Here is a 22955-nt window from a genome sequence, read left to right as displayed (position 1 = left end):
GATCAGTCTTTCCGCTGCGGCTCTTGGACCGGTTGGGCCTGGCCCTCGATGGTGTGGCCTTGTTGCGGCTGCGCGGTGTTTTGCACCGGTGGCACCGGTTGGGCAGGCGGCGGAGTCTGCTCGGCCGGTTTGGTCTCTTCTTCGTTCATGGCCTTGCGGAAGCCCTTGATCGATTCGCCCAGGTCGCTGCCGAAGTTCTTCAGTTTCTTGGTGCCGAACACCAGAACCACGACCACCAGCAGGACGATCCAGTGTTTCCAGTCAAAGATACCCATTTCGTACTCCTGAAAATTGTGTGTACAGCATATCGATCCGGCAACCCGGTGCCTGTGGGAGCGGGCGCCCCCAATAAAACGTCAGGCAGATGGCTGGCGTGCGGCCTTCTCATCATGCCCGGACAAGCCGAAGCGGCGTTCCAGTTCATCCAGCACGGCTTGTGGATGCTGGCCCAGCGCACTGAGCATCACCAGGCTATGAAACCACAGGTCGGCGGTTTCGTAGATGACATCGCTGTAATCCTTGCTGATTTGGGCATCCTTGGCAGCAATGATCGTTTCGACCGACTCTTCGCCGAGCTTTTCAAGGATCTTGTTCAGGCCCTTGTGGTACAGGCTGGCCACGTAGGAGCTGTCAGGCGCCGCTTGCTTGCGTTCTTCAAGCACTTCGGCCAGGCGGTTGAGGGTGTCGCTCATGTCAGTGTCCTGCGTTGTAGATGGCATCCGGGTCCTTCAGGACCGGGTCGACGATTTTCCACTGGCCGTCTTCATAGACGCGGTAGAAGCAGCTTTCACGACCGGTATGGCAGGCGATATGGCCCAGTTGCTCGACCATCAGGATGATCACGTCGGCGTCGCAGTCCAGGCGCAGCTCATGCAGTTTTTGCACGTGCCCGGACTCCTCGCCTTTACGCCACAGCTTGCCACGCGAACGCGACCAGTAGATGGCACGCTGCTCGGCGGCGGTCAGGGCCAGCGATTCACGGTTCATCCAGGCCATCATCAGCACACGTCCGGTCTTGTGGTCCTGAGCGATTGCCGGTACCAGGCCATCGCTGTTCCACTTGATCTCGTCCAGCCAGTCTTTCATCGTCGACTCCAAAGCGGGCCCGCTCCTGTGCCGGGCCCTTTGCGCTAGTGTGCCAGCCACAGGCGCGGCTGGCTATTGGCGCACGATCAGGTAAAGGCCTGCAGCCAGCATCAGCCAGGCGGGCCAGGCGGCCGGGGCGGCCAGGCTGGCGGTTTCGGCAGCGCCTGCGGCCAAGACTGCGCCACCGCCAAGCAGGCCGGCGCCCAGCAGGCGCAGCGCCCAGCGGTCGCCCTGGCGGCGCCGCTCCGGCAATTGTGGATCGTGCAGGTGAGGCTGCGACAGGCGTTCGAGCAGGTCGCGGGTCATGCCGGCCAGGTGCGGCAATTGCTCTACCTGGCTGTGCAGGTTGCCGAATACGGCCTTGGGGCTATAGCGGTCGCGCATCCAGCGTTCGAGGTACGGCTTGGCGGTGCTCCACAGGTCCAGGTCGGGGTACAGCTGACGGCCCAGGCCTTCGATGTTGAGCAGGGTTTTCTGCAGCAATACCAGCTGTGGCTGCACTTCCATGTTGAAGCGCCGTGCGGTCTGGAACAGGCGCATCAGCACCTGGCCGAAGGAAATATCTTTTAACGGTTTTTCGAAGATCGGCTCGCACACCGTGCGAATCGCGGCTTCGAACTCGTTCACCTTGGTGTTTGCCGGCACCCAGCCCGAGTCGATGTGCAACTGGGCGACGCGGCGGTAGTCACGCTTGAAGAAGGCAAACAGGTTGCGCGCCAGGTAGTCCTGGTCCTCGGCGGTGAGGCTGCCGACGATGCCGCAGTCGATGGCAATGTACTGCGGGCTCCACGGCTTGACCGTGCTGACGAAGATGTTGCCGGGGTGCATGTCGGCATGGAAGAAGCTGTCGCGGAACACCTGGGTGAAGAACACTTCCACGCCGCGCTCGGCCAGCAGCTTCATGTCGGTGCGCTGGTCGGCCAAGGTGGCCATATCGGTCACCGGTACGCCGTAGATGCGTTCCATCACCAACACTTTGGGGCGGCACAGGTCCCAGTACACCTGGGGCACGTACATCAGCTCGGAGCCTTCGAAGTTGCGCCGCAGCTGGCTGGCGTTGGCAGCCTCGCGCAGCAGGTCGAGCTCGTCGTAGATGGTTTTTTCGTAGTCGCCGACGATTTCCACCGGGTGCAGGCGACGGGCATCCGCCGAGGCGCGTTCGGCGGCCTTGGCGATCAGGAACAGCCAGGCCAGGTCTTGGGCGATGACCGGTTTCAGGCCCGGACGCACCACCTTGACCACCACCTCTTCGCCGGTTTTCAGGCGTGCGGCGTGCACCTGGGCCACCGAGGCCGAGGCCAGTGGCTCGACGTCGAAGCGGCTGAACACCTCGCCGACCTTGGCACCGAGCTGTTCCTCGATCAAGGCCACGGCTTTTTTCGGGTCGAAGGGGGGCACACGGTCCTGCAACCGCATCAGTTCGTCGGCGATGTCCGGGGGCAGCAGGTCGCGGCGGGTGGACAGCAACTGGCCGAACTTGATGAAGATCGGCCCCAGGTCCTGCAGTGCCAGGCGCAGGCGCGCGCCACGGCTAAGCTCGGTGGGCTTGCGTGGCAGCCAGCGCCACGGCATCAACAGGCGCAGGCTGGCCAGCCACCAGGGCAGCAAGGGTTGGTCGAACAGCAGGTCATCGAGGCGGTAGCGGATCACCACACGCTGGATGCGAAAAAGACGTCGGACGGCGAGCAGCTTCATGCGTTATCGCTGGTATCAAGGGATCGGGACAGGCGCCTGAGGCGCGCTTCGAGGCGTTCTGTATCAAGTTTCAAGGCATCGAGTTCGCTGAAGGCGGCTTCGGCCTCGCGCTTGCCGACCAGGGTGCGGGATTCCTCGGCCAGGTATTCGGACAGGTTCTGGCTGAAACGTGCCAGACCTTGGCGAGTCCAGCGAGCGCGCAGGCGGATATGGCCGGCCAGCATTGCTGTGGCGACCGGGCCAAGCCAGCGTTGCAACTCGTGCTCCCAGTCCAGTTCCAGGTCCTGCAGCACGCCGAACAGGTCAAGCAGTACGGCGCTGTCGCCGTGCAGCTCGACTTGCGGGCTGTGCAGCACGGCGGTCTTGTCCTTGGCCAGGGCCAGTTGCGCCAGGCTACCGGCGGGGGCGCGCAGGCTGCAGTCGACCTCACCCTGCCAGTGGGCGGCGAGCATCAGGCCTTCTTCGTCGGGCAAGATGAACAGCTGCAGGGCCGGTTGGCGGCAGTCGATTTCGATGACTTTGCCTTCCAGCGCGGCCAGCCGCGGCAGGGCCGTGCTGTCCATGCGCAGGACGCGGTTCAGGCCATGTTCGACGCTGGCGAGCAGCCCGGCCAGCAACATCAGGGTTTGATTCCCCGGTGCACGGCAACGATGCCGCTGGTCATGTTGTGATAGGTGACGCGGTCGAAACCGGCCTCGACCATCATGCTCTTCAGGGTTTCCTGGTCAGGGTGCATGCGGATCGACTCGGCGAGGTAACGGTAGCTCTCGGAGTCATTGGTGATCAGCTTGCCAGCCAGCGGCATGAAAGCGAACGAGTAGGCGTCGTAGGCCTTGGACATCAGCTTGTTGGTCGGCTTGGAGAACTCCAGGATCAACAGACGGCCACCGGGCTTGAGCACGCGCAGCATCGAACGGATGGCGGCGTCCTTGTGGGTGACGTTGCGCAGGCCGAAAGCAATGGTCACGCAGTCGAAGTGGTTGTCCGGGAACGGCAGCTTTTCAGCATCGGCCTGGACGAACTCGATATTGCCGGCCACGCCGCGGTCAAGCAGGCGGTCACGGCCTACCTTGAGCATCGAATCGTTGATGTCGGCCAGCACCACCTGCCCGGTCGGCCCGACAAGACGCGAGAACTTGGCCGCCAGGTCACCGGTACCGCCGGCGATGTCCAGCACGCGGTTGCCGCTGCGCACGCCTGACAGCTCGATGGTAAAGCGCTTCCACAGGCGGTGCATGCCGCCGGAAAGCACGTCGTTCATCAGGTCGTACTTGGCTGCCACCGAGTGGAACACTTCGGCGACTTTCTTCGCCTTCTGGCTTTCAGGCACGTCCTGATAGCCGAAATGGGTGGTGGGTTCGGCGTGGTCGCCTTTGCGCTGGTCGTTCATATCGCTTCACCGGAAAAAATTACCGCCATTCTAGGGCGAACGGGCGGATTTGTCTTGGCGGGGTGTGCCAGCGGGCAGGGGCGGGCATAATGCGCATTATGTCTACATCTTCAGGAACGTCCGCATGACCCAGATCAGCGTCGAACGCAAACACTCCCTCGGCCGTGATGCCGCCCGCGCCAAGGCCGAAGCGCTGGTCGACAAGCTCAGCCGCGAGTACGACCTCAAGGCCACCTGGAACGGTGACCGTGTGGACGTTGCGCGCAGTGGCGCCAATGGCAGTGTGCACATTGGCGACGACAGCATCCGCGTCGAATTGAAGCTGGGCATGATGCTGTCGATGATGAGCGGCACCATCAAAGGCGAGATCGAGCGGGCGCTGGACAAGGCCCTGGCCTGAGCCGGCGCCGCTGTCTGGCTACTGTGGCGCGTCCGCCGGGAAAGGAATGATGCCAATCACCTGCTCCAGGCGCAGATCGCCGCGGTAGATCGCGATGCGCTCGCGTGCGTCTGCGGCCTGCTCGAGCATGGCCTTTCGGCCCCTTACGCCTGCATCCCAGAATTTGAGGTGGCCCTTGACGAAGTCATGCCCTCTCGCTTCGAGGCTGGGATAATGAAAGTGCGCCTCCCACAGTAACCGCTGTGGCGCTTGCACATCGCGAATCTCGTAGACGTCGAGGTAATCATTGGCGTGACGTAGCTGCCGGCGAATCACGGTCTGCCTGACCCGAATCCGCTTCTGCTCAGCCAGGAAGCGAAGGGCCTTGCCGTCGGGATGGCGGGTGTTCAGATACGCGTCGGTGAGCAGTCGAAGCCTTTCGCGATGGATGCGGTCTACCGCTGCCCTAAGGAGGTCGACCAAGCTGGAATCCAGTGGGTTGTTCAGCTCGGTCAGTTGCTGCTGAACTTCGCGCATGTCACCGGCCGGCCATTCCAGGAAGTCGCTCAGGCTGTTGGGCTCATCGGCATAGTGAGCGGCGAACGCGATTTTTCCATCCACCTCTGCCAGCAAGCGGTTTGCTCGCTGGCGAAGCTGTGCCCGGTCGCGCGGGGCCGGCCGCGCTTGCTCAGGCACGGCATGCCACACCCCGTCGCGTTGCGTGAAGCTGCCCGCAGGCTCCTGGTTGAATGCACTGCGCTGGATAGCACGGTTGCCCATTTGGTCTATTTCCACCAGTAGCGGTCGACCTCGGTCAACACGGATGACCCGGCGTTTGATCGTCGCGGGCCGATGATATGGCGTTGGCGAGGGGGGGCTGATGCCGCTGTCGAGGTTGGTCAAGGTCGCGCTCAGTTGCTGCTCTGTGATCTGGGCAATCGTGGACAGTTCGCGTATGTATTCGTCCAGTACGTCAGCGACCAGCGCAGGCGAGTCCAGCGTTTTCATGTATTGGGCGCGGTCCAGCACGGTACGGTATTTCTGAAGGATATCCTCAAGCAGTTCGGCTTTGACCTGGGCCGTCTCTTCGGTGGCTGCCAGCCCGTCGTGGCTCCATACCGTGCTGCTGAATTCGATGCCGCTGAGCGGCGCGCGCATCGCAAGCAAATCCTCGGCCGTGTCCGCAGAGAGGCGGCTCTTGTCCACGGCGAGGTAGGCCAGGTCACTGAGCAGCTGGGCCCGAATGACCAATGTCGAATACGTTCTGCGTCGGATGGTCTGAGCGAGTTTCGTGGCTTTATTGGCAAAATCGATCTTGGGGTCCTGCAGTGTTTCCGCCAGGATCCGGTCCAGCCGCTGGCTGACGACAAGCAGGCGGCGGCTGGCTTGGCAGGAATCGCGTACCCGCTCGCGATAGTCGAGGTATTGCTGTATCTGCTCGGCAGTCTCTGGAACGCGGGGCAGCCCGGTGGCCTGTGCGCTCAGTGCCTGGTGGTCGACCTGCTCCAGCAAGCGTCGGCACAGCAGCATGTCGTTTTCGATGGCTGCGCCGTACCAATTGCCGTATCGGCGTCGGCTCGGGGCTCGGGTGTCGAATTTGCTGAACCGTGGTTCGGCCATCTCCTTGAACACTTCGATGTTCCCATGCAACAGCGTGCTCTGCCGTTCCAGGTAGAGCGCGGATGCCCTGATCTCTGGCAAGTGGCGCAGGCGCTGGGCTTTGAGTGCCTGCCTCTGAAGTTGCAATGCTGGCGGCGGTGAAGCGCGCTCCTGTGCAGGCAGAGCATCGACAGCCAGGCTGTACTCCAGCGCGAGGTCGTCATAAGCCTGCAGTTGCACTTGGCTGCGTTCCATAAGTGGCGCCATCTGGTTCAGCGCTTGTTGGTTCGCCGTGGCGGTTGTACTCAAGGTGTCGAACCGCTGGCGGTTTTCAGCGTTGATGGATTGCCTGTTCCTTGGCATGCCGCCAGAGAGGTTCAGATTCACGGTCCATTGGCCATTCCAGCGCGTCAGCCAGGGGCCTTTTTGGCGTTCACGGCCAACGATATGGTAGCCGTCCGGGGCGCCATTCCATTGGGACACCCACTCGCTGCTGCTCGGCTCGGGGCCGATGATCTGCATGCCGTTCCACGTCTCGATGACCTCATAGGCGCCATCGCCCAACTTGGCGTAGTAACGGCCGGCAATATTGTACAACCCACGCAAACGGCCCCTTGTCAGTGGCGCGTGCCCTTCGAGTGGCTGCGAGGCTTGCAGTTGGGCCAGTGACTGGCGCTCCTGTACCGACAGGTTGCTCAGGCGCTGCCCGTCATGCCAGCCATCTACACGCACGAGCGTGGGCCGTGGCGCCTCGACGGGGGGCTGCCACGGTTTCTCCTGTGGCTGCTCGAGCGCTGGGGGCGGGGTCTCTTCCTTCGGCGCAGGGCCTGAAAAGCGTAGCCTGGCGGGCTCTTCGCTGTTGGCAGGTGGCGTTGCAGGGCGGTGGGCAAGGAGCAAGGCCAGGTTGGTGACCAGGTCTATGGCTGCGACGATCTTGTCGTCACCGCTGCGCTTGATCAGCGCCTCGACGTCTTCCTTGACTGCCGACAGCGCCACCACCAGCCACACCAGGGTGGTCATCGGGCCATGCCAAAGTTGGGTGACGGTATTGAAGATCGCCCACGCAGCCTCCTTCACCAAAGCCCGCACTTCCTGGGCATTGGAGACGCTGTTGCTGGCTGAGGCCAATAACATGGTCTCGATACGGGCGTTGAACAGATGAGTGTCCAGATCTTCCGTCCAGGCCTGGAACGAGGCCTGGACCGGGCGTCTGAGGCGTTGCAAAAGGTGGTCCAGCAGCTCGACCGGCACATTGAGCAGGTGCGTCAGCTTGGTCATGTTCGGGTGCAGGTGCGGGTGCTTGAACCCGTCGTTCTGGTAAGTCGGACGCGCGTCATCCTCAAGCCAGGCCAGTACGCTCTCTTGCAGTTCGCCCCTGCTGCGGATTGCGTCCATCAGCAATTCGAGGTTCGGAAATTCCTGCAACGCCCTGTCGGCATAGAATGGGCGGTACAAGACCCAGCTGCCGCTTGCCGGTATTTCGATGATGAACATCCCGTGCGCCACATCGCTTGCCGAAGCGCCAGGCGCGCAAAGGAACGCCAGGGGGGCGATGCGCAGAAGGTCCACGCCATTGTCCATGCCCTGGCAGAACCTGAGCATTGCCTGGCTTGCCGCTTCGCCAAGCTGTCGCTCGATCTTGGCCTTCAGCGTGCTGAACCGAAGGGCGTAACGCCATTCCCTGGCATGCTGGCGGATTCGCTCGGCCCTGCGCGGCTGGGTGTTGACTTGGTCCTTCAGGTAGGAGGGGTAGTGACCGCCGATGTCGACCTGATGAATCAGGCCCCTGATCTGGTCGATGCTCAGCCAGTCGGTCACAGGCGAGCCGTCCTCGAAGTTCATCCCGCTCATCACCTCGCCAGCCTCCAGCCGCAGGCGTGAAACTGCCAAGTCGGTCAGGGGCACCGAGTACAAGAACAGTGACTGCCCTTGTGTAGCGGCGCCGATGATGGCCTGGGAAATGCGGATGTGCACCTTGTTCGGGTCGTGTACCGCCTTGTCTGGGTAGCTGGTCTGCAGGGTCTCACGCAAGCGGCGAGCGGCGTAATCACGGATATCCTCGACATCGCCCAGGGATGTGCAGCCCTTCGACCGACCTTGGCTCGCCGCCAGATCGAGCAGTGCAGTGTGGTAGGCGTAGCGGTCCTCAGCGCTGGCATTGAGCAGCCATCGCGGCGGGCTGACGGAGGGTGCAGCTTGCTCCTGCGATGGCAGGTTGAGGAAGTAAGCTGACGGGTCGCTCACCTGGCGCAGTTGTCGCTCCAGTTCGTCGACGGTTGTCAGGCCGCCAATACGCAGGCGGCCGATGTCGTCCAGGATATCGTTCAGCAGTTGCCTGACCTGGAAGGCGAAAGGGCGTCCGATTACTGGCGTGTGTGCCCAGGACAACGTTTCGAAGCGATAACGTTGCGCTAGCTGCCGTTGCAGCGCGGTGGCAAAGCTGGGCAGGTCGACATGGCGATGAACCGAACCGCAGGGCTTGCATTGCAGAACCAGGCTGCGGGTGCCGCTTGTGGTGATGAGCAACAGATCCGGTAGGGTAACGGTGTGTGCCCCGCCATCCGTTCCGAGCGTGACTTGTATCGCCTCGACAGCCAGGCTGTCGTATACCCCGTCGAGCAGGGCGTACATTGTTGCTTTTTCATCATCTTCAAGGCCTTGGCGAGGGAGGTTCTCGAGCAATGCAGCCTTGATGGTGTGCTCAAGCCAGAGCATGCGCGAGACTTGGCTGTCTTCGTCGAGCCCGTTCCAGAAGCCGATCTGGGCTTGCTGGAAGGCCGGTATCAACGCACCAAGCACGGTATCGAAGTCATCGCTGAGCTTCGTCAGGTCCGGCATGATTTCGGGTTGGCGAATGTTGTCCTGGCCTTGCTCCTGAATTTTAAACACATGGGGAGGGCTGATGCTCAGCTTGTCTGAGGCGCCCAGTTGCACACGTTCCTTGGTCAGGAAATGCCGGAGAAGCTCGTCCAGCAGCCCGCTCTGACGTGGCAGATCATCTGTGCTGGCCGGTGCATGCAGGATGACGAAAGGGTCGAGCGATGTGATATGAGGATGGTTGCGGTGCAACCATGGATACCGGTCGCTGAAAGTCTGGAATGCGTCCTTTGATAAAACGTCCCGCAGGCTGGGTCGTTTGGAGAAACAGGCTGCCACGCTTTGCTTGAACGTCAGCCTGGGTGGGTTTGCTACAACAGTCATGGCGTCGATGTCCGTGAGGTGAAGCTTGCGACGCTAGCGCTATGGGCGAAGGGGCTTGCGGTATATAGATGCGACAACGAAGACCTTAGGGTGAGGTTTCTAATTTTCTTCCCTACCTTATGTTCAAGCCCAGCCTCCGTGGGCGGTTTTCCACCACTCATGAGCATGAGGTACACAGCATGGCCAAAGTGATTGTGAAGAAAAAAGACGAAGCCCTGGGCACGCTTGGCGAGGTGCGCGGCTATGCGCGCAAGATCTGGCTGGCCGGTATCGGCGCCTATGCCCGCGTTGGTCAGGAAGGCTCTGACTACTTCAAGGAGCTGGTCAGGGCGGGTGAAGGTGTCGAGACTCGCGGCAAAAAGCGCATCGACAAAGAACTCGATGCCGCCAACCACCAGCTTGACGAAGTCGGTGAAGAAGTGAGCCGCGTACGCGGCAAGGTAGAAATTCAACTCGACAAGATCGAAAAAGCTTTCGACGCACGGGTCGGTCGCGCCTTGAATCGCCTGGGTATTCCGTCTAAACATGACGTTGAGGCGTTGTCGATCAAGCTTGAACAGTTGCATGAGCTGCTTGAGCGTGTCGCGCACAAACCATAAGGAGAGCAGGATGGCTGGCAAGAAGAACACCGAAAAAGAAGGCAGCTCCTGGGTCGGCGGGATCGAGAAATACTCCCGCAAGATCTGGCTGGCTGGGCTGGGTATCTATTCGAAGATCGACCAGGACGGCCCGAAGCTGTTCGACTCGCTGGTAAAGGATGGCGAGAAGGCCGAGAAACAGGCGAAAAAGACGGCTGAAGATGTTGCCGAGACTGCCAAGTCTTCGACCACTTCGCGGGTGTCGGGCGTGAAGGACCGTGCGCTGGGCAAGTGGAGCGAACTTGAAGAAGCCTTCGACAAGCGCCTTAACAGCGCCATCTCGCGCCTTGGTGTGCCGAGCCGCAACGAGATCAAGGCACTGCACCAGCAGGTGGACAGCCTGACCAAGCAGATCGAGAAGCTGACCGGTGCTTCGGTTACGCCGATTTCGTCGCGCACTGCAGCAACCAAGCCGGCTGCGAGCAAGGCTGCGGCCAAGCCACTGGCCAAAGCAGCAGCCAAGCCTGCGGCGAAAACGGCGGCGGCCAAACCTGCTGCTAAAACCGCAGCGGCAAAACCCGCAGCCAAAACCGCAGCGGCAAAACCTGCAGCCAAGCCTGCAGCGGCCAAACCTGCGGCAGCCAAGAAACCTGCGGTGAAGAAAGCTCCAGCCAAACCGGCAGCGGCCAAACCAGCAGCACCAGCTGCCAGCGCTGCGCCTGCTGCGACCACAGCACCGGCACCTGCCGCTACCCCGGCCAGCAGCACGCCGTCGGCACCGACTGGCACCGGTACCCTGATCTGATACCGCGTCGCTTTCTTCGCGGGCTCGCCCGCTCCCACAGGTACAGCGCAGATCCGAACATCAGCGCAGACCCTGTGGGAGCGGGCATGCCCGCGAAGGCCCCACCACGGATCTGCTCGGCCTACCCCTCCAGGTACTTCACTGCCAGTTGCTCCGCCGCCGCCCGTGCCTGGGCCTGCAGATGCGGCGCCACCAGCATCATCACCTGATACACCACGATCCCCACATCCCCCTCGCGCCCCAGCACACGCTGATAATCCAGCGAGAACATCAGCGTCAGGGTGATCTGCTCCACCAGTTGACCCAGCGCCTGGGTATCACTCTCTACCAGCCCCTGGCTCTTGAGGCTGGCCAACAGCGCCGCCAGCGTGCGTTTGATCGCATTGATCAGGCTGCGCATGCCTCGGGCGAGCTTGGGCAGGCGCCCGGTCAGGTTGGACAAGTCCTGGAACAGGAAGCGGTACTGAGCCATGCGCTCGACGATCAAGTGCAGAAACAGCCAGTAATCCTCTGCGTCCAGACGCACCTCCAGTGGCGGGTCCAGCAGCGGCATCAACGCTTCTTCAAAACGCTCGAACAAGCCCAGTACCACCGGCTCCTTGCCATGGAAGTGGTAGTACAGGTTGCCTGGGCTGATGCCGAGTTCGTTGGCAATTTCCAGGGTGGATACGTTGGGTTCGCCCTGCTGGTTGAACAGCTGCAGGGCGCATTCAAGGATACGGTCGCGGGTTTTCATCCAGTCAGCAGCTCATCGGGTCAGCACGTAGGTGCCTGGCGCGGGGCCTAGCGGTGGGTAAGTGGCGTTGCCCAGTTCAGTGCGCGGCGCCTTGAGCAGGCCGGAGCGGGCGGTGATCCACTCCAGCCACAACGGCCACCAGCTGCCTTCGCTGCGCTTGGCATCGTGGAACCAGGCGCGCGGGTCGTTGCTCAGCTTGGGGTTGGCCAGGTAGTAGGCCTTGGGGTTGCCTGGCGGGTTGATGATGCTCTGGATATGCCCGCTGTTGGCCAGCACAAAGCGCCGCTCGCCACCCAGCAGCAACGCCGAGCGGTACACCGCATCCCATGGCGTGATGTGGTCGTTGCTGCCGGCCACGGTAAAGCTGTCGATATTGACCTGCTGCAGGTCGATCGGCGTACCGCACACCTCCAGCCCTGACGCGTAGGTCAAGGGATTGAGCTTGAAAAACTCCAGCAGGTCGCCATGTAGCGCGGCGGGTAGGCGCGTGCTGTCGGCATTCCAGTACAGGATGTCGAACGCCGGCGGTGTCTTGCCGAGCAGGTAGTTGTTGACCCAGTAGTTCCAGATCAGGTCGTTGGGCCGCATCCAGGCAAAGATCCGCGCCACTTCGCCACCGTCCAGCACGCCACGCTGATAAGAGCGTCGCTTGGCCGCTTCGATGGTTTGCTCATCGGCGAACAGGCTAGCCGGGCTTTCGAACTTGCTGTCCAGCAAGCTGACCAGATAGGTGGCACTGCGCACCCGGCGCAATTGCTTCTTGGCTTGCAGGTGGCCTTGCAGTGCGGCCATGGTCAGGCCGCCGGCACAGGCGCCCATCAGGTTGGGGTCGCGGTTGCCGCTGATACTGCGGCAGGCATTGAGCGCTTCCTCCAAGGCTTGCACGTAGCTGGAAAGGCCCCATTCACGGTGGCGTGGGTCGGGGTTGCGCCAACTGACCATGAACACCTGCAAGCCGCTTTTGAGCATGTACTGGACAAAGCTGTTGGTAGCGCTGAGGTCGAAGATGTAGAACTTGTTGATCTGAGGCGGCACGACCAGCAGTGGGCGTGCGTGCTGCTTTTCGCTCATCGGCGAGTACTGGATCAGCTCCAGCAGTTCGTTGCGAAATACCACTGCGCCAGGGGTTGCGGCCAGGTTAACGCCCACTTCAAAGGCGCGCTCGTCCACCTGACGCGGCAGCCCATCGTTGTGACGCAGGTCGTCGAGCAGGTGGGCCACGCCGCGCACCAGGCTCTGGCCGCCAGTGTTGAACAGCTCCTTGACCGCCAGCGGATTGAGCAGTGAGTTGCTGGGCGCCAGCGCATCGTTGATCAGGTTGAACAGAAAATGGGCGCGGGCTCGATCATCGTCGTTCAAGTGGCTTTCATCGATCCACTGGCGTGTCTGCTTCTGCCAGGCCAGATAGGCCTGCAGGCCGCGGCGGTAGAACGGGTTCTGGCTCCAGGTCGGGTCACTGAAGCGTGCGTCACGCGGGTTCGGCTGGTAGGGCGTGTCCCCCAGCATTACCCGCCCCAACTGCCCGCCAAGCGCCAGCAGATGGTGCGCGGCATGCAGCGGGTGGCGCAGGCCGTGGCGGCCGACGTTGCGTAGCGTGGAAAGCAGGTCGCGGCCGCGAAGGCCGAGGATGGCGTTCTGCACGTTCATGCGGGTGGCGGGGAGCGTTGTCGATCCTTTGGCCGGTTTGTCTTTCATGGCAACACTCCCTCGTCTAATCCATTTCCCTGTCAGGCCGCAGCTGTTTCACCCCCCCGAGGCCGGACGGGGATGCATGACCGCACGCTGACGTTCTTCCTGCAGGAACTTCATGATGATCGGAGCGACGGCTTCTGCCCGGGTGATCAGGAACAGATGGCCGTCGTCGATAATGTGTAGCTGGGCATTGGGAATCCGCCAGGCTAGCAGGCGCATGTTGATCAGCGGGATCAGCGGGTCGTCGTCGCCGGCCAGTACCAGGGTGGGCTGCTGGATCTTGTGCAGCCAGTGGATGCTGGTCCAGCCGAGCCCGGCGAACAGCTGCCAGTAGTAGCCCAGTTTGCCGCCGGAGCGCACTTTGGCGGCATGGTGCATGGCCAGGTCTGGGTCACGTCGGAAGCCGCCGCCATAGATCATCGGTGCAATGCGGATGACATGCGACGGCTGCACGTAACGCCGGGGGCTGGCCATCATCCACAGCACCTTGGGCTTGCCTGGCACCATGACCGCGCCGGCAGCGGTTGCGGCCAGCACCAGCTTCTTGCAGCGCTCGGGGTAATCGTGAGCGAACTGCTGGGCCAGGGCGCCGCCCCAGGACACGCCGATTACGTTGACCTGGCCGTAGTCGAGGTAGTCGAGCATCCGCGCGGTCAGCTTGGCCAGCCCAGGGAAGCGATACGGGTGGCGCGGTGTGGACGAGCCGCCGACCCCGGGCACATCGAAGGCGATGACTTCCAGGTCCGGATCAAGTGCTTCGATGAACGGAAACACCAGCTCGAGGTTGGCGCCGATGCCGTTGAAGATCAGCAACGGCGTCAGGTGCGGCTTGCCGGGGCGAACAGCGGTACGGATGGACTGGTTGTCCAGCTCGACGGTCCTGAAAATATAGGGTTGCGGCATGCACGTGACTCTTGGGTGAAGTAAACACCGTGGCGCCTTGCAGGCCGCCACGGCGCTGTAACTCAACGCTCGTGAACGTAGGTGCCTGGGGAGGCTTCACCGGCGGCATACGCACGGTTGCCCAGGCGGGTCGGTGCCTTTTTCAGCGCGCCGGCACGCTCGCCCAGCCAACTCTGCCAGTGCAACCACCAGGAGTCTGCATGCTTGATGGCGTTTTCCTGCCAGGCCACCGGGTCGCCCGGGCGGTCGGCACCGGTCATGAAGCGTGCCTTCGGGTTACCCGGCGGGTTGAGGATGCTCTGGATATGCCCGCTGTTGGACAGTACGAATTCGATCTTGCCGCCGAACAGATGTGCCGAGCGGTAGCATGACGGCCATGGGGTGATGTGGTCGTTGGTGCCGGCGAGGCTGTAGATGTCACATTTGACCTGTTTCAGGTCGATCGCGGTGCCGCACACTTCCAGGGCGTCGGGGCGGGTCAGCGGGTTGGTCTTGAACATTTCGATCAGGTCGCCGTGGAAGGCGGCCGGCAGGCGCGTGGTGTCGTTGTTCCAGAACAGGATGTCGAATACGGGGGGCTCATTGCCGAGCAGGTAGTTGTTTACCCAGTAATTCCAGATCAGGTCGTTGGGGCGCATCCAGGCGAACACCTTGGCCATTTCGCTGCCTTCCAGCACGCCCGCCTGATAGGAGTGGCGCTTGGCTGCCTCCAAGGTCTGCTCGTCGACAAACAATGCGACCTGGTTGTCCATGGTGGTGTCCAGCACGCTGACCAGCAGGGTCAGGGCGTTGACCTTGTTCTCACCAATGGCGGCATAGTGGCCCACCAGTGCGGTACAGGTGATGCCGCCGGAGCAGGCGCCAAGCATGTTCAAGTCTTTGCTGCCGGTAATCGCCAGCACCGCGTCGACGGCTTCTTTCAGCGCATCGATGTAGGTGGACAGGCCCCACTCGCGCTGGGCCTTGGTCGGGTTGCGCCAGCTGATGATGAAGGTCTGCTGCTGCGAGCGCAGGCAGAAGCGCGCCAGGCTCTTTTCCGGGCTGAGGTCGAACACATAGAACTTGTTGATCTGCGGTGGCACCACCAGCAGCGGGCGGGCGTGCACCTGCTCGGTGATGGGGCTGTACTGGATCAGCTCCAGCACATCGTTGCGGTACACCACCGCGCCTTCGCTGGTGCCCAGGTTCTTGCCCACTTCGAAGGCATCCATGTTCACCTGGCTAGGCATGCCGCCGTTATTGACCATGTCCTTGGCCAGGTTGGACAGGCCATCGAGCAGGCTCTTGCCGCCGGTTTCGAAGAAGCGTTTGACCGCAGCCGGGTTGGACAGGGTATTGGTCGGCGCCATGGCCTCGGTCATCAGGTTGATGACGAACTGGCCGCGGCTGATGTCCTGGGGGGACAGGTCGCTGCTGCTGACCCAGTCCTGCAGCTCCTTGCGCCAGGCCAGATAGGTTTGCAGGTAGCGGCGGTACAGCGGGTTGTTGCTCCAGGCCGGGTCACTGAAGCGACGGTCGTCGCTTTCCGGGGCCAGGCTGGATTTGCCCAGCAGCACGTTCTTCAGCTCCAGGCCAAAGTGAGCCACATGTTTGGCGCTGTGCAGCGGTTGGCGCACGGCCTGGCGCAGCACGGTGCGTGCCGAGCTCAACAGGTCCTTGCGGCGGATGCCGATGACCGGGTTCAGCCCCAGGGTGTTTTCCGAGGCCTGCCGCTGCAGCTCATCGTTGTTCTTGTTACTCATCTACGACGCTCCGTTGTCCTGAGACGAGTACCGGTTGCTGTGGTGGGTGCACAGCCCTGAGCCCGGTACTGCTACTCGGGTGACCAGTGATAAGGAACAGCGGTGCTGCGTGGGTTCTGACGACCTGCAAAGTGATGCAGGGAACTTGCCACACCCATTGGTTACCCGACTTTCGTGTAATGCGCAAGACAGCCCTTCACTGGGCTGTCTGCAAGCCATTCAAACAGATGAATTTAGAAAATGCGCTCTAAACCCCGCAGGCCTTGCGCTAGAGCATGAGCTTGACCACAGATTCGGCTGGGTCGCGGGATTTGCCGGCCTTGTGCAACTCGTCGAGGTATTCCGCCCACAGTTGTTCCTGGCGCAGGCACAGTTGCTCAAGGTATTCCCAGGTGAACAAGCCGCTGTCATGACCGTCGTCGAAGGTCAGTTTCAGTGCATATTGGCCGGCAGGTTCCAGGCCACTGAGGCCGACATTGATCTTGCCGAACTGCAGGATGGGGTTGCCGTGGCCCTGGACCTCGGCGGAGGGAGAGTGCACGCGCAGGAATTCGGCGGGCAGGTGGTAGACCTCGCCGGGCGCGTAGGTGAGGCTGAGGGTTTTGGAGGCTTTGTGCAGGTTGATGGCGGTAGGCAGGCGGGCCATGGGCAGAATCTCTCGGGAGCTGATGAAGCACAGCTTCCAGCTTATGGGAAAGGGATTCAAGGGCCTCTTCGCAGGCAAGCCCGCTCCTGCACGGATCACCACAGGCCCAAGGGATGTGGTGACATGTGCAGGAGCGGGCTTGCCCGCGAAGCTGTCGAAACCGGTCTTACAGGATGTAACGCGACAGGTCTTCGTTCTGCGCCAGCTCACCGAGGTGGCTGTTCACATACGCCGCATCGATCTGGATCGGCGCTTCGTCATGGGTGCTGGCCAGGTCGCCCGCACTGAACGACACCTCTTCGAGCAAGCGCTCGAGCAGGGTGTGCAGGCGGCGGGCACCGATGTTTTCGGTTTTCTCGTTGACCTGGTAGGCAATCTCGGCCAGGCGCTTGATGCCGTCGGCGAGGAACTCGATGTTCAGGCCTTCGGTCTTCAGCAATGCCTGGTACTGCTCGGTCAGCGACGCGTGCGGCTCTTGCAGGATGCGCTCGAAGTCTTCCGGGGTCAGTGCCTTCAGTTCAACACGGATCGGCAGGCGGCCTTGCAGCTCGGGCACCAGGTCGCTCGGCTTGCTCAGGTGGAATGCACCCGAGGCAATGAACAGAATGTGGTCGGTCTTGACCATGCCCAGCTTGGTGTTGACGGTGCAGCCTTCGATCAGCGGCAGCAGGTCGCGCTGCACGCCTTCGCGGGACACGTCGGCGCCGCCAACGTTGCCACGCTTGGCAACCTTGTCGATTTCGTCGATAAACACGATGCCGTGCTGTTCGACCGCTTCCAGGGCCTTGGCCTTGAGCTCTTCCTCGTTGACCAGGCGGCTCGCTTCTTCATCGCGAACCATCTTCAGCGCTTCTTTTACCTTCAGCTTGCGCGCTTTGCGCTTGCCCTTGCCCATATTGGCAAACAGGCTCTGCAGCTGGTTGGTCATTTCTTCCATGCCGGGCGGCGCAGCAATTTCGACACCGACGGCATCGGCCACTTCGATCTCGATTTCCTTGTCGTCCAGTTGGCCTTCGCGCAGGCGTTTGCGGAACAGCTGGCGAGTGTTGGAGTCGCTGCTGGTCTGTGCGGCTTCTTCGCTGAAGCTGGTGACGCGCGCCTGGGGCAGCAGGGCGTCGAGGATGCGGTCTTCGGCGGCGTCTTCGGCGCGGTGGCGCACGCGGATGATTTCCTGCTCGCGCAGCATCTTCAGCGCGGCATCGGCCAGGTCACGGATGATCGACTCGACGTCGCGGCCCACGTAGCCCACTTCGGTGAACTTGGTGGCTTCGACCTTGAGGAACGGCGCGTTGGCCAGCTTGGCCAGACGGCGGGCGATTTCGGTCTTGCCGACGCCGGTAGGGCCGATCATCAGGATGTTCTTGGGGGTGACTTCGGCACGTAGCTCGGCAGGGAGCTGCATGCGCCGCCAGCGGTTGCGCAGGGCAATGGCCACGGCGCGCTTGGCGTCGTCCTGGCCGATGATGTGGCGGTTGAGTTCGTGGACGATCTCGCGGGGGGTCATGGACATGATCAATACGGTCCTTGGGCAGGTGAGTCAGCGTGGAAAAGCCCCTTCGCCGGGAAGGGGCGCCAGAACAGCTGAATCAGTCGGCCAGGTCCTGCTCCTCGATGGTCAGGTTGTGGTTGGTGAACACGCAGATGTCGCCGGCGATGTTCAGGGCGGTCTCGGCGATTTCGCGGGCCGAGAGGTCGGTCTTGTTCAGCAGGGCACGGGCTGCGGCCTGGGCATAGGCGCCGCCGGAACCCATGGCGATCAGGCCGTCTTCGGGTTCGACCACGTCACCGTTGCCGGTGATGATCAGGGATGCATCCTTGTTGGCCACGGCGAGCATGGCTTCCAGGCGGCTCAGGGAGCGGTCGGTACGCCATTCCTTGGCCAGCTCGACGGCGGCGCGTACCAGGTGGCCCTGGTGTTTTTCCAGCTGACCTTCAAAGCGCTCGAACAGGGTGAAAGCGTCGGCGGTAGCGCCGGCGAAGCCCGCGATGACCTGGCCGTGGTACAGGCGGCGCACCTTCTTGGCGTTGCCTTTCATCACGGTGTTGCCAAGGGATACCTGGCCGTCGCCGCCCATGACGACTTTGCCGTTACGGCGGACAGAAACGATTGTGGTCAAGGGGAGAGTCTCCACGCAGCGGGGCGAAAGTGCCTGATGCAGACTCATATGGGGGTGGGGGGAAGGATTTCAACCGGGGGGGATGAATGGTCGCGCTTGGCGGGGGGACTATGTGAAGGCATTCGCGGGCATGCCCGCTCCCACAGGGTTACCACATGCCTTGGAATTGTGGTGATCCTGTGGGAGCGGGCGTGCCCGCGAAGCATGTTACTCAGGCCTCGTGGCAGACGTGCCCGTCGACCAAGGTATAACGCACCGCCCCCGGCAGGCAGTGGCCGATGAACGGGCAGTTCTCGCCACGGGAGAACCATTGTTCGCCGGCAACGGTGGAGGCTTGCGGGTCGAACAGCACCAGGTCGGCCGGGCCGCCTACTTTCAGCTCCCCGGCCGGCAGGCGCAGGGCGGCAGCCGGGCCGCTGCTCAGACGGGCCAGCAAGGTCGGCAGGTCGAGCAGGCCGTCTTGCACCAGGGTCATGGCCAGTGGCAGCAGCAACTCGACGCTGCTGATACCCGGCTCGGTGGCGCCGAACGGGGCCAGCTTGGCGTCGCGCTCGTGCGGCTGGTGGTGGCTGGAGATGGCCTGGATCACCCCCGACTTCACCGCCTCGCGCAACCCGTCACGGTCGGCAGCGGTGCGCAGCGGCGGCTGCACGTGGTACAGGCTGGAGAAATCGCGCAGCGACTCGTCCGTGAGGATCAGCTGGTACAGCGCTACATCGGCGGTCACAGGCAGGCCCAAGGCCTGGGCCTGGGCAATCAGCCGCGCGCCACGGGCGCTGGTGATCTGGCTGAAGTGCGCACGCACGCCGCTCTGTTCCACCAGCAGCAGGTTGCGCGCCAGGGCCACGGTTTCGGCGCTTTCCGGGATGCCCGGCAGGCCGAGGAAGCTGGCCATGGCACCCTCGTGGGCCAGGCCGCCCTGGGCCAGATCGCGGTCCTGGGAGTGGAACACCACCGTCAGGTCGAAGGTGGCGGCATACTCCAGGGCGCGGGCCAGGGTACGGTTGTTGGGGATTTCCTTCAGGCCGTTGCCAAATGCTACGCAACCGGTGTCACGCAGGGCCACCAGTTCGGCCAGTTGCTCGCCTTCCAGGCCCTTGGTCAGGGCGCCGACCGGGTAGACCTTGCTGTTGGCGGCTTCGCGGGCACGGTCAAGGATAAGTTCGGCTACCGCCGAGGTGTCCAGCACCGGCTTGGTCTGCGGCGGGCAGCACAGGCTGGTGACGCCCCCAGCCACGGCAGCGCGGGTTTCACTGGCGATGTTGCCTTTGCGGCTATAACCCGGCTCGCGCAGGGACACGCCCAGGTCGACCAGGCCGGGTGCTGCGACCAGGCCATCAGCCTGGATCGTGCGGCTGGCGCTGAAACCGGCCGGTGCGGCACCGATGGCGGCAATGCGGCCGCCGTCCAGGTGCAGGTCGGTGACCTGGTCCAGGCCGCTGTTGGGGTCGATGACCCGGGCGCCGAGAATACTGATGGTCACTGGGCGTTCTCCTGGTCGAATTGACGTTGCGCGTTCTGCCCGCTCATGGCCATGGACAGCACGGCCATGCGCACGGCGATGCCGTAGGTGACCTGGTTGAGGATCACCGAATGCTTGCCATCGGCAACCGCCGACTCGATTTCCACGCCACGGTTGATCGGGCCCGGGTGCATGACGATTGCATCGGGCTTGGCTGCGGCCAGGCGTGCAGTCGTCAGGCCGAACAGGCGGTAGAACTCGCCTTCGCTGGGCAGCAGGCCACCGGCCATGCGCTCACGCTGCAGGCGCAGCATGATCACCACGTCGACGTCTTTCAGGCCTTCGGCGAGGTCGGTGTAGACCTTCACGCCGTACTGCTCGATACCAATGGGGATCAGGGTTTTCGGGCCGATCACGCGAATGTCCGGGCAGCCCAGCGCCTTGAGGGCGAGCATGTCGGAACGGGCCACGCGCGAGTGCAGGATGTCGCCGACGATAGCCACGGACAGGTTTTCGAAGCTGCCTTTGTGGCGGCGGATGGTGAGCATGTCGAGCATGCCCTGGGTCGGGTGCGCGTGGCGGCCGTCGCCGCCGTTGATCACGGCAACCTCCGGGCACACGTGCTCGGCGATGAAGTGCGCGGCGCCGGAGTCGGAATGGCGCACGACGAACATGTCGGCGGCCATGGCTTCGAGGTTGCGCAGGGTATCGAACAGGGTCTCGCCCTTGCTGGTCGAGGAGGTCGACACGTTCAGGCTGATCACGTCGGCCGACAGGCGCTGGGCTGCCAGTTCGAAGGTGGTACGGGTACGGGTCGAGTTCTCGAAGAACACGTTGCACACAGTCTTGCCGCGCAGCAACGGGACTTTTTTCACAGCCCGGGCGCCGACTTCCAGGAAGGAGTCGGCGGTGTCGAGGATCTCGGTGAGCAGTTCGCGGGGCAAACCGTCAAGCGAGAGGAAGTGGCGCAGCTGGCCCTGATCATTGAGCTGCAGCGGGCGCTTGGCGTCGATTGGCGTCATCGCGGGGGACTCTTAAAGGGCGGAAGCGGAGGCGAGGTCCTGGCGCTCGAGGGCGAGCGGTGCGGGTCCGGTCAATTTTACCCGTTCATGGGCGCCCAGCGACAGGGTGGCGCCGAGCACGTTCGGGCGAATCGGCAGTTCGCCGGCATCCAGGTCCAGCAGGCAGACCAGGGTAACGCTGGCCGGGCGGCCGTAATCGAACAGTTCGTTGAGCGCCGCGCGGATGGTACGACCGCTCATCAGCACGTCATCCACCAGCACCAGGTGCTGGCCTTCGACCTCGAACGGCAACTCGGACGGGCGCACTTGCGGGTGCAGGCCGTTCTGGCTGAAGTCGTCGCGGTAGAACGACACGTCCAGGGTGCCCATGGGGCTGGTGTCGCCCATCGCTTCCTGCAGGGCCTGGGCAACCCAGACTCCGCCGGTGCGGATACCGATGTAACGGGGCTCGGTGATTGCCCGGCGCGCCAGGTGGGCACGAAGGTCGACAGCCATCTGCCGGATCAGCTCGGCGGGATTGGGTAGGCTCATTGCGGGCTCCTCGGAAGGGTGCGCCGGGTGGGCCCGGCGGCAAAGATGATCAGGTATTGGCCTCCAGCCAGCCTTGCAGCAACAAGGCAGCGGCAATGGCATCGACCGGGTTGTCGCGGTAGCTGCCACGCTGGCCGCCACGGGCCATGCGCTCGCCTTTGGCCTCGAAGGTGGTCAGGCGCTCGTCGTGCGTGTGCACGGGCAGGTTGAAGCGGCCGTTCAGGCGGCGGGCGAACTTTTCGGCACGGGCGCTCATTTCGCTGGGAGTGCCGTCCATGTTCAGCGGTAGGCCGACGACAATGGCATCTGGCTTCCATTCGGCAATCAGCTTTTCCACCTGGGCCCAGTCCGGTACGCCGTTCTGCGCCTTCAGGGTGCACAGTTCGCGGGCCTGGCCGGTAATCACCTGGCCAACGGCCACGCCGATCTGTTTGCTGCCATAGTCGAAGCCCAGCAGCAGGCGTAGCTCAGCCATCAGGCGTGGCCCGCCTGGCTGGTCAGCAGGTGCAGGTTGATCCCCAGGCTGGCGGCCGCAGCCTCCAGGCGCAGGTCGCTGGCCATGCCGAAGACAATGTCCGGGTCGAACGGGCAGTTCAGCCAGGCGTTGTCGGCCAGCTCTGCTTCCAGTTGGCCCGCTTCCCAACCGGCATAGCCCAAGGTGATCAGGCTCTGCTTCGGGCCCACCCCGGCGGCGATAGCCAGCAATATGTCCTGTGACGTGGTCAGCGACAGCCCCTCCAGCGCCACGCTGGCCTGGAAACTGCACTCGCTGCTGTGCAAAACGAAGCCGCGGTCGGTTTGTACCGGGCCACCCTGGTAGATCGGCACCTGCAAGGTGCTGGCCGGCGGCGTTTCGTCCGGGCGCAGTTGCTCGAGGATGTCGGCCAGGCTCAGTTCCTGTGGTCGGTTGACCACCAGGCCCATGGCGCCATGCTCATTGTGCTCGACGATGTACGTGAGGGTCTGGGCGAAGTTCGGATCGGCCATGTGTGGCATGGCGATCAGGAACTGGTGCTTGAGGTAGCTGGGTGCGAGGGTTTTCATGGGGATAGTGTGGCGCCAGGTGGCGAGACTGACAAGGTGCGGATTTGTGTCGTCTGGTTGGCGGTTGTCGTGAGGTTTTTGGTGTCTTCGAGATTGAGCGCCGCCCGCGCGGCGCATCGCGAGCTGCGCTCGCTCCTACGTTTGTTTCTGGCCAGTAACGCCAGTGACAGGCGCGCGCGACCGCCTGGTCCGTACCACACGATATCGCGTCATGCGCCAAGGCGTACGCGCGCAAATCCCACAGGAATGACTGGCCCGAAACAAACGTAGGAGCGAGCGCAGCTCGCGATGCGCCGCGCGGGCGGCGCTCGGTCTCCCAGGCGACGC

Annotated in this window: 22 protein-coding genes; 3 read left to right on the top strand and 19 right to left on the bottom strand. The window is 62.9% G+C overall.

The annotated features are described in order from the left end of the window. Positions 1-2 precede the first annotated feature (2 nt). The 6 genes from ACE4QZ_RS25780 to ubiE form a co-directional block, all read right to left on the bottom strand. Positions 3-275, bottom strand: a complete 273-nt coding sequence (locus ACE4QZ_RS25780; protein WP_016489564.1) for a twin-arginine translocase TatA/TatE family subunit — start codon at positions 273-275, stop codon at positions 3-5. An 81-nt stretch (positions 276-356) separates the two neighbouring features. Further along, a complete protein-coding gene (locus ACE4QZ_RS25775; protein ID WP_003249283.1) occupies positions 357-692 on the bottom strand; it encodes a phosphoribosyl-ATP diphosphatase in 336 nt (111 codons plus the stop codon). A gap of 1 nt (position 693) precedes the next feature. Next, positions 694-1086, bottom strand: a complete 393-nt coding sequence (hisI, locus tag ACE4QZ_RS25770) for a phosphoribosyl-AMP cyclohydrolase (RefSeq protein ID WP_021783739.1) — start codon at positions 1084-1086, stop codon at positions 694-696. A 72-nt stretch (positions 1087-1158) separates the two neighbouring features. Next, a complete protein-coding gene (gene ubiB / locus ACE4QZ_RS25765) occupies positions 1159-2781 on the bottom strand; it encodes a ubiquinone biosynthesis regulatory protein kinase UbiB (RefSeq protein WP_021783740.1) in 1623 nt (540 codons plus the stop codon). Then, positions 2778-3401: an SCP2 domain-containing protein gene (locus ACE4QZ_RS25760; protein ID WP_021783741.1), complete on the bottom strand. Its 624-nt coding sequence runs from the start codon at positions 3399-3401 to the stop codon at positions 2778-2780. Before ACE4QZ_RS25760 ends, ubiB begins: the two co-directional genes overlap by 4 nt. Next, on the bottom strand, positions 3401-4171 hold the full coding sequence (ubiE, locus tag ACE4QZ_RS25755; protein WP_009682367.1) for a bifunctional demethylmenaquinone methyltransferase/2-methoxy-6-polyprenyl-1,4-benzoquinol methylase UbiE: 771 nt from the start codon (positions 4169-4171) through the stop codon (positions 3401-3403). Before ubiE ends, ACE4QZ_RS25760 begins: the two co-directional genes overlap by 1 nt. A 124-nt stretch (positions 4172-4295) precedes the next feature. Between ubiE and ACE4QZ_RS25750 the strand changes: the two genes are divergently transcribed. Next, entirely contained in the window at positions 4296-4571 is a 276-nt protein-coding gene (locus tag ACE4QZ_RS25750) for a polyhydroxyalkanoic acid system family protein (protein ID WP_003249289.1), read from the top strand. 18 nt (positions 4572-4589) lie between these two features. Here the strand turns inward: ACE4QZ_RS25750 and ACE4QZ_RS25745 are convergent, their stop codons facing one another. Beyond that, positions 4590-9350: a DUF6543 domain-containing protein gene (locus tag ACE4QZ_RS25745; protein ID WP_230849537.1), complete on the bottom strand. Its 4761-nt coding sequence runs from the start codon at positions 9348-9350 to the stop codon at positions 4590-4592. A gap of 179 nt (positions 9351-9529) precedes the next feature. Here ACE4QZ_RS25745 and ACE4QZ_RS25740 point away from each other — a divergent pair, with 179 nt between their 5' ends. Together ACE4QZ_RS25740 and ACE4QZ_RS25735 are read left to right on the top strand one after the other, a co-directional pair. Beyond that, the gene (locus tag ACE4QZ_RS25740; RefSeq protein WP_014592667.1) at positions 9530-9949 is read left to right on the top strand and encodes a phasin family protein; all 420 of its coding nucleotides are present in this window, start codon (positions 9530-9532) and stop codon (positions 9947-9949) included. Between the two features lie 10 nt (positions 9950-9959). Beyond that, positions 9960-10733, top strand: coding sequence for a phasin family protein (locus tag ACE4QZ_RS25735; protein WP_084850233.1), 774 nt, complete (start codon positions 9960-9962; stop codon positions 10731-10733). Between the two features lie 121 nt (positions 10734-10854). On the opposite strand, the gene ACE4QZ_RS25730 is transcribed toward ACE4QZ_RS25735, so the two are convergent. The 12 genes from ACE4QZ_RS25730 to ACE4QZ_RS25675 form a co-directional block, all read right to left on the bottom strand. Next, on the bottom strand, positions 10855-11469 hold the full coding sequence (locus ACE4QZ_RS25730; RefSeq protein ID WP_021783744.1) for a TetR/AcrR family transcriptional regulator: 615 nt from the start codon (positions 11467-11469) through the stop codon (positions 10855-10857). Between the two features lie 12 nt (positions 11470-11481). Next, positions 11482-13164, bottom strand: coding sequence for a class II poly(R)-hydroxyalkanoic acid synthase (phaC, locus tag ACE4QZ_RS25725; protein WP_031322405.1), 1683 nt, complete (start codon positions 13162-13164; stop codon positions 11482-11484). Between the two features lie 48 nt (positions 13165-13212). After that, on the bottom strand, positions 13213-14064 hold the full coding sequence (gene phaZ, locus ACE4QZ_RS25720) for a poly(3-hydroxyalkanoate) depolymerase (RefSeq protein WP_021783746.1): 852 nt from the start codon (positions 14062-14064) through the stop codon (positions 13213-13215). 62 nt (positions 14065-14126) lie between these two features. After that, positions 14127-15806, bottom strand: a complete 1680-nt coding sequence (gene phaC / locus ACE4QZ_RS25715; RefSeq protein WP_021783747.1) for a class II poly(R)-hydroxyalkanoic acid synthase — start codon at positions 15804-15806, stop codon at positions 14127-14129. Positions 15807-16074: 268 nt separating this feature from the next. After that, positions 16075-16452: a gamma-butyrobetaine hydroxylase-like domain-containing protein gene (locus ACE4QZ_RS25710; protein ID WP_003249306.1), complete on the bottom strand. Its 378-nt coding sequence runs from the start codon at positions 16450-16452 to the stop codon at positions 16075-16077. Between the two features lie 166 nt (positions 16453-16618). Next, entirely contained in the window at positions 16619-17962 is a 1344-nt protein-coding gene (gene hslU, locus ACE4QZ_RS25705; RefSeq protein ID WP_003249308.1) for an ATP-dependent protease ATPase subunit HslU, read from the bottom strand. A 76-nt stretch (positions 17963-18038) separates the two neighbouring features. Continuing rightward, complete coding sequence (gene hslV / locus ACE4QZ_RS25700) at positions 18039-18569, bottom strand: ATP-dependent protease subunit HslV (protein WP_003249309.1); 531 nt, start codon at positions 18567-18569, stop codon at positions 18039-18041. A 211-nt stretch (positions 18570-18780) separates the two neighbouring features. After that, a complete protein-coding gene (locus ACE4QZ_RS25695) occupies positions 18781-20052 on the bottom strand; it encodes a dihydroorotase (protein WP_021783748.1) in 1272 nt (423 codons plus the stop codon). Further along, on the bottom strand, positions 20049-21053 hold the full coding sequence (locus ACE4QZ_RS25690; protein ID WP_021783749.1) for an aspartate carbamoyltransferase catalytic subunit: 1005 nt from the start codon (positions 21051-21053) through the stop codon (positions 20049-20051). The genes ACE4QZ_RS25695 and ACE4QZ_RS25690 overlap by 4 nt, the downstream gene beginning before the upstream one ends. Positions 21054-21065: 12 nt before the next feature. After that, a complete protein-coding gene (pyrR, locus tag ACE4QZ_RS25685; protein ID WP_021783750.1) occupies positions 21066-21584 on the bottom strand; it encodes a bifunctional pyr operon transcriptional regulator/uracil phosphoribosyltransferase PyrR in 519 nt (172 codons plus the stop codon). A 49-nt stretch (positions 21585-21633) separates the two neighbouring features. Continuing rightward, positions 21634-22059 (bottom strand): Holliday junction resolvase RuvX, encoded by a 426-nt coding sequence (gene ruvX / locus ACE4QZ_RS25680; protein WP_003249316.1) that lies wholly within the window; start codon positions 22057-22059, stop codon positions 21634-21636. Beyond that, positions 22059-22628, bottom strand: a complete 570-nt coding sequence (locus ACE4QZ_RS25675; protein WP_021783751.1) for a YqgE/AlgH family protein — start codon at positions 22626-22628, stop codon at positions 22059-22061. The genes ruvX and ACE4QZ_RS25675 overlap by 1 nt, the downstream gene beginning before the upstream one ends. Between the last annotated feature and the right edge of the window lie 327 nt (positions 22629-22955).

This window comes from Pseudomonas sp. DCA-1 (genome assembly GCF_046523955.1).
Taxonomy (GTDB): domain Bacteria; phylum Pseudomonadota; class Gammaproteobacteria; order Pseudomonadales; family Pseudomonadaceae; genus Aquipseudomonas; species Aquipseudomonas putida_Y.
Note: the sequence above shows the minus strand (reverse complement) of the source record. Positions and strands in the feature narration are given on the sequence as shown.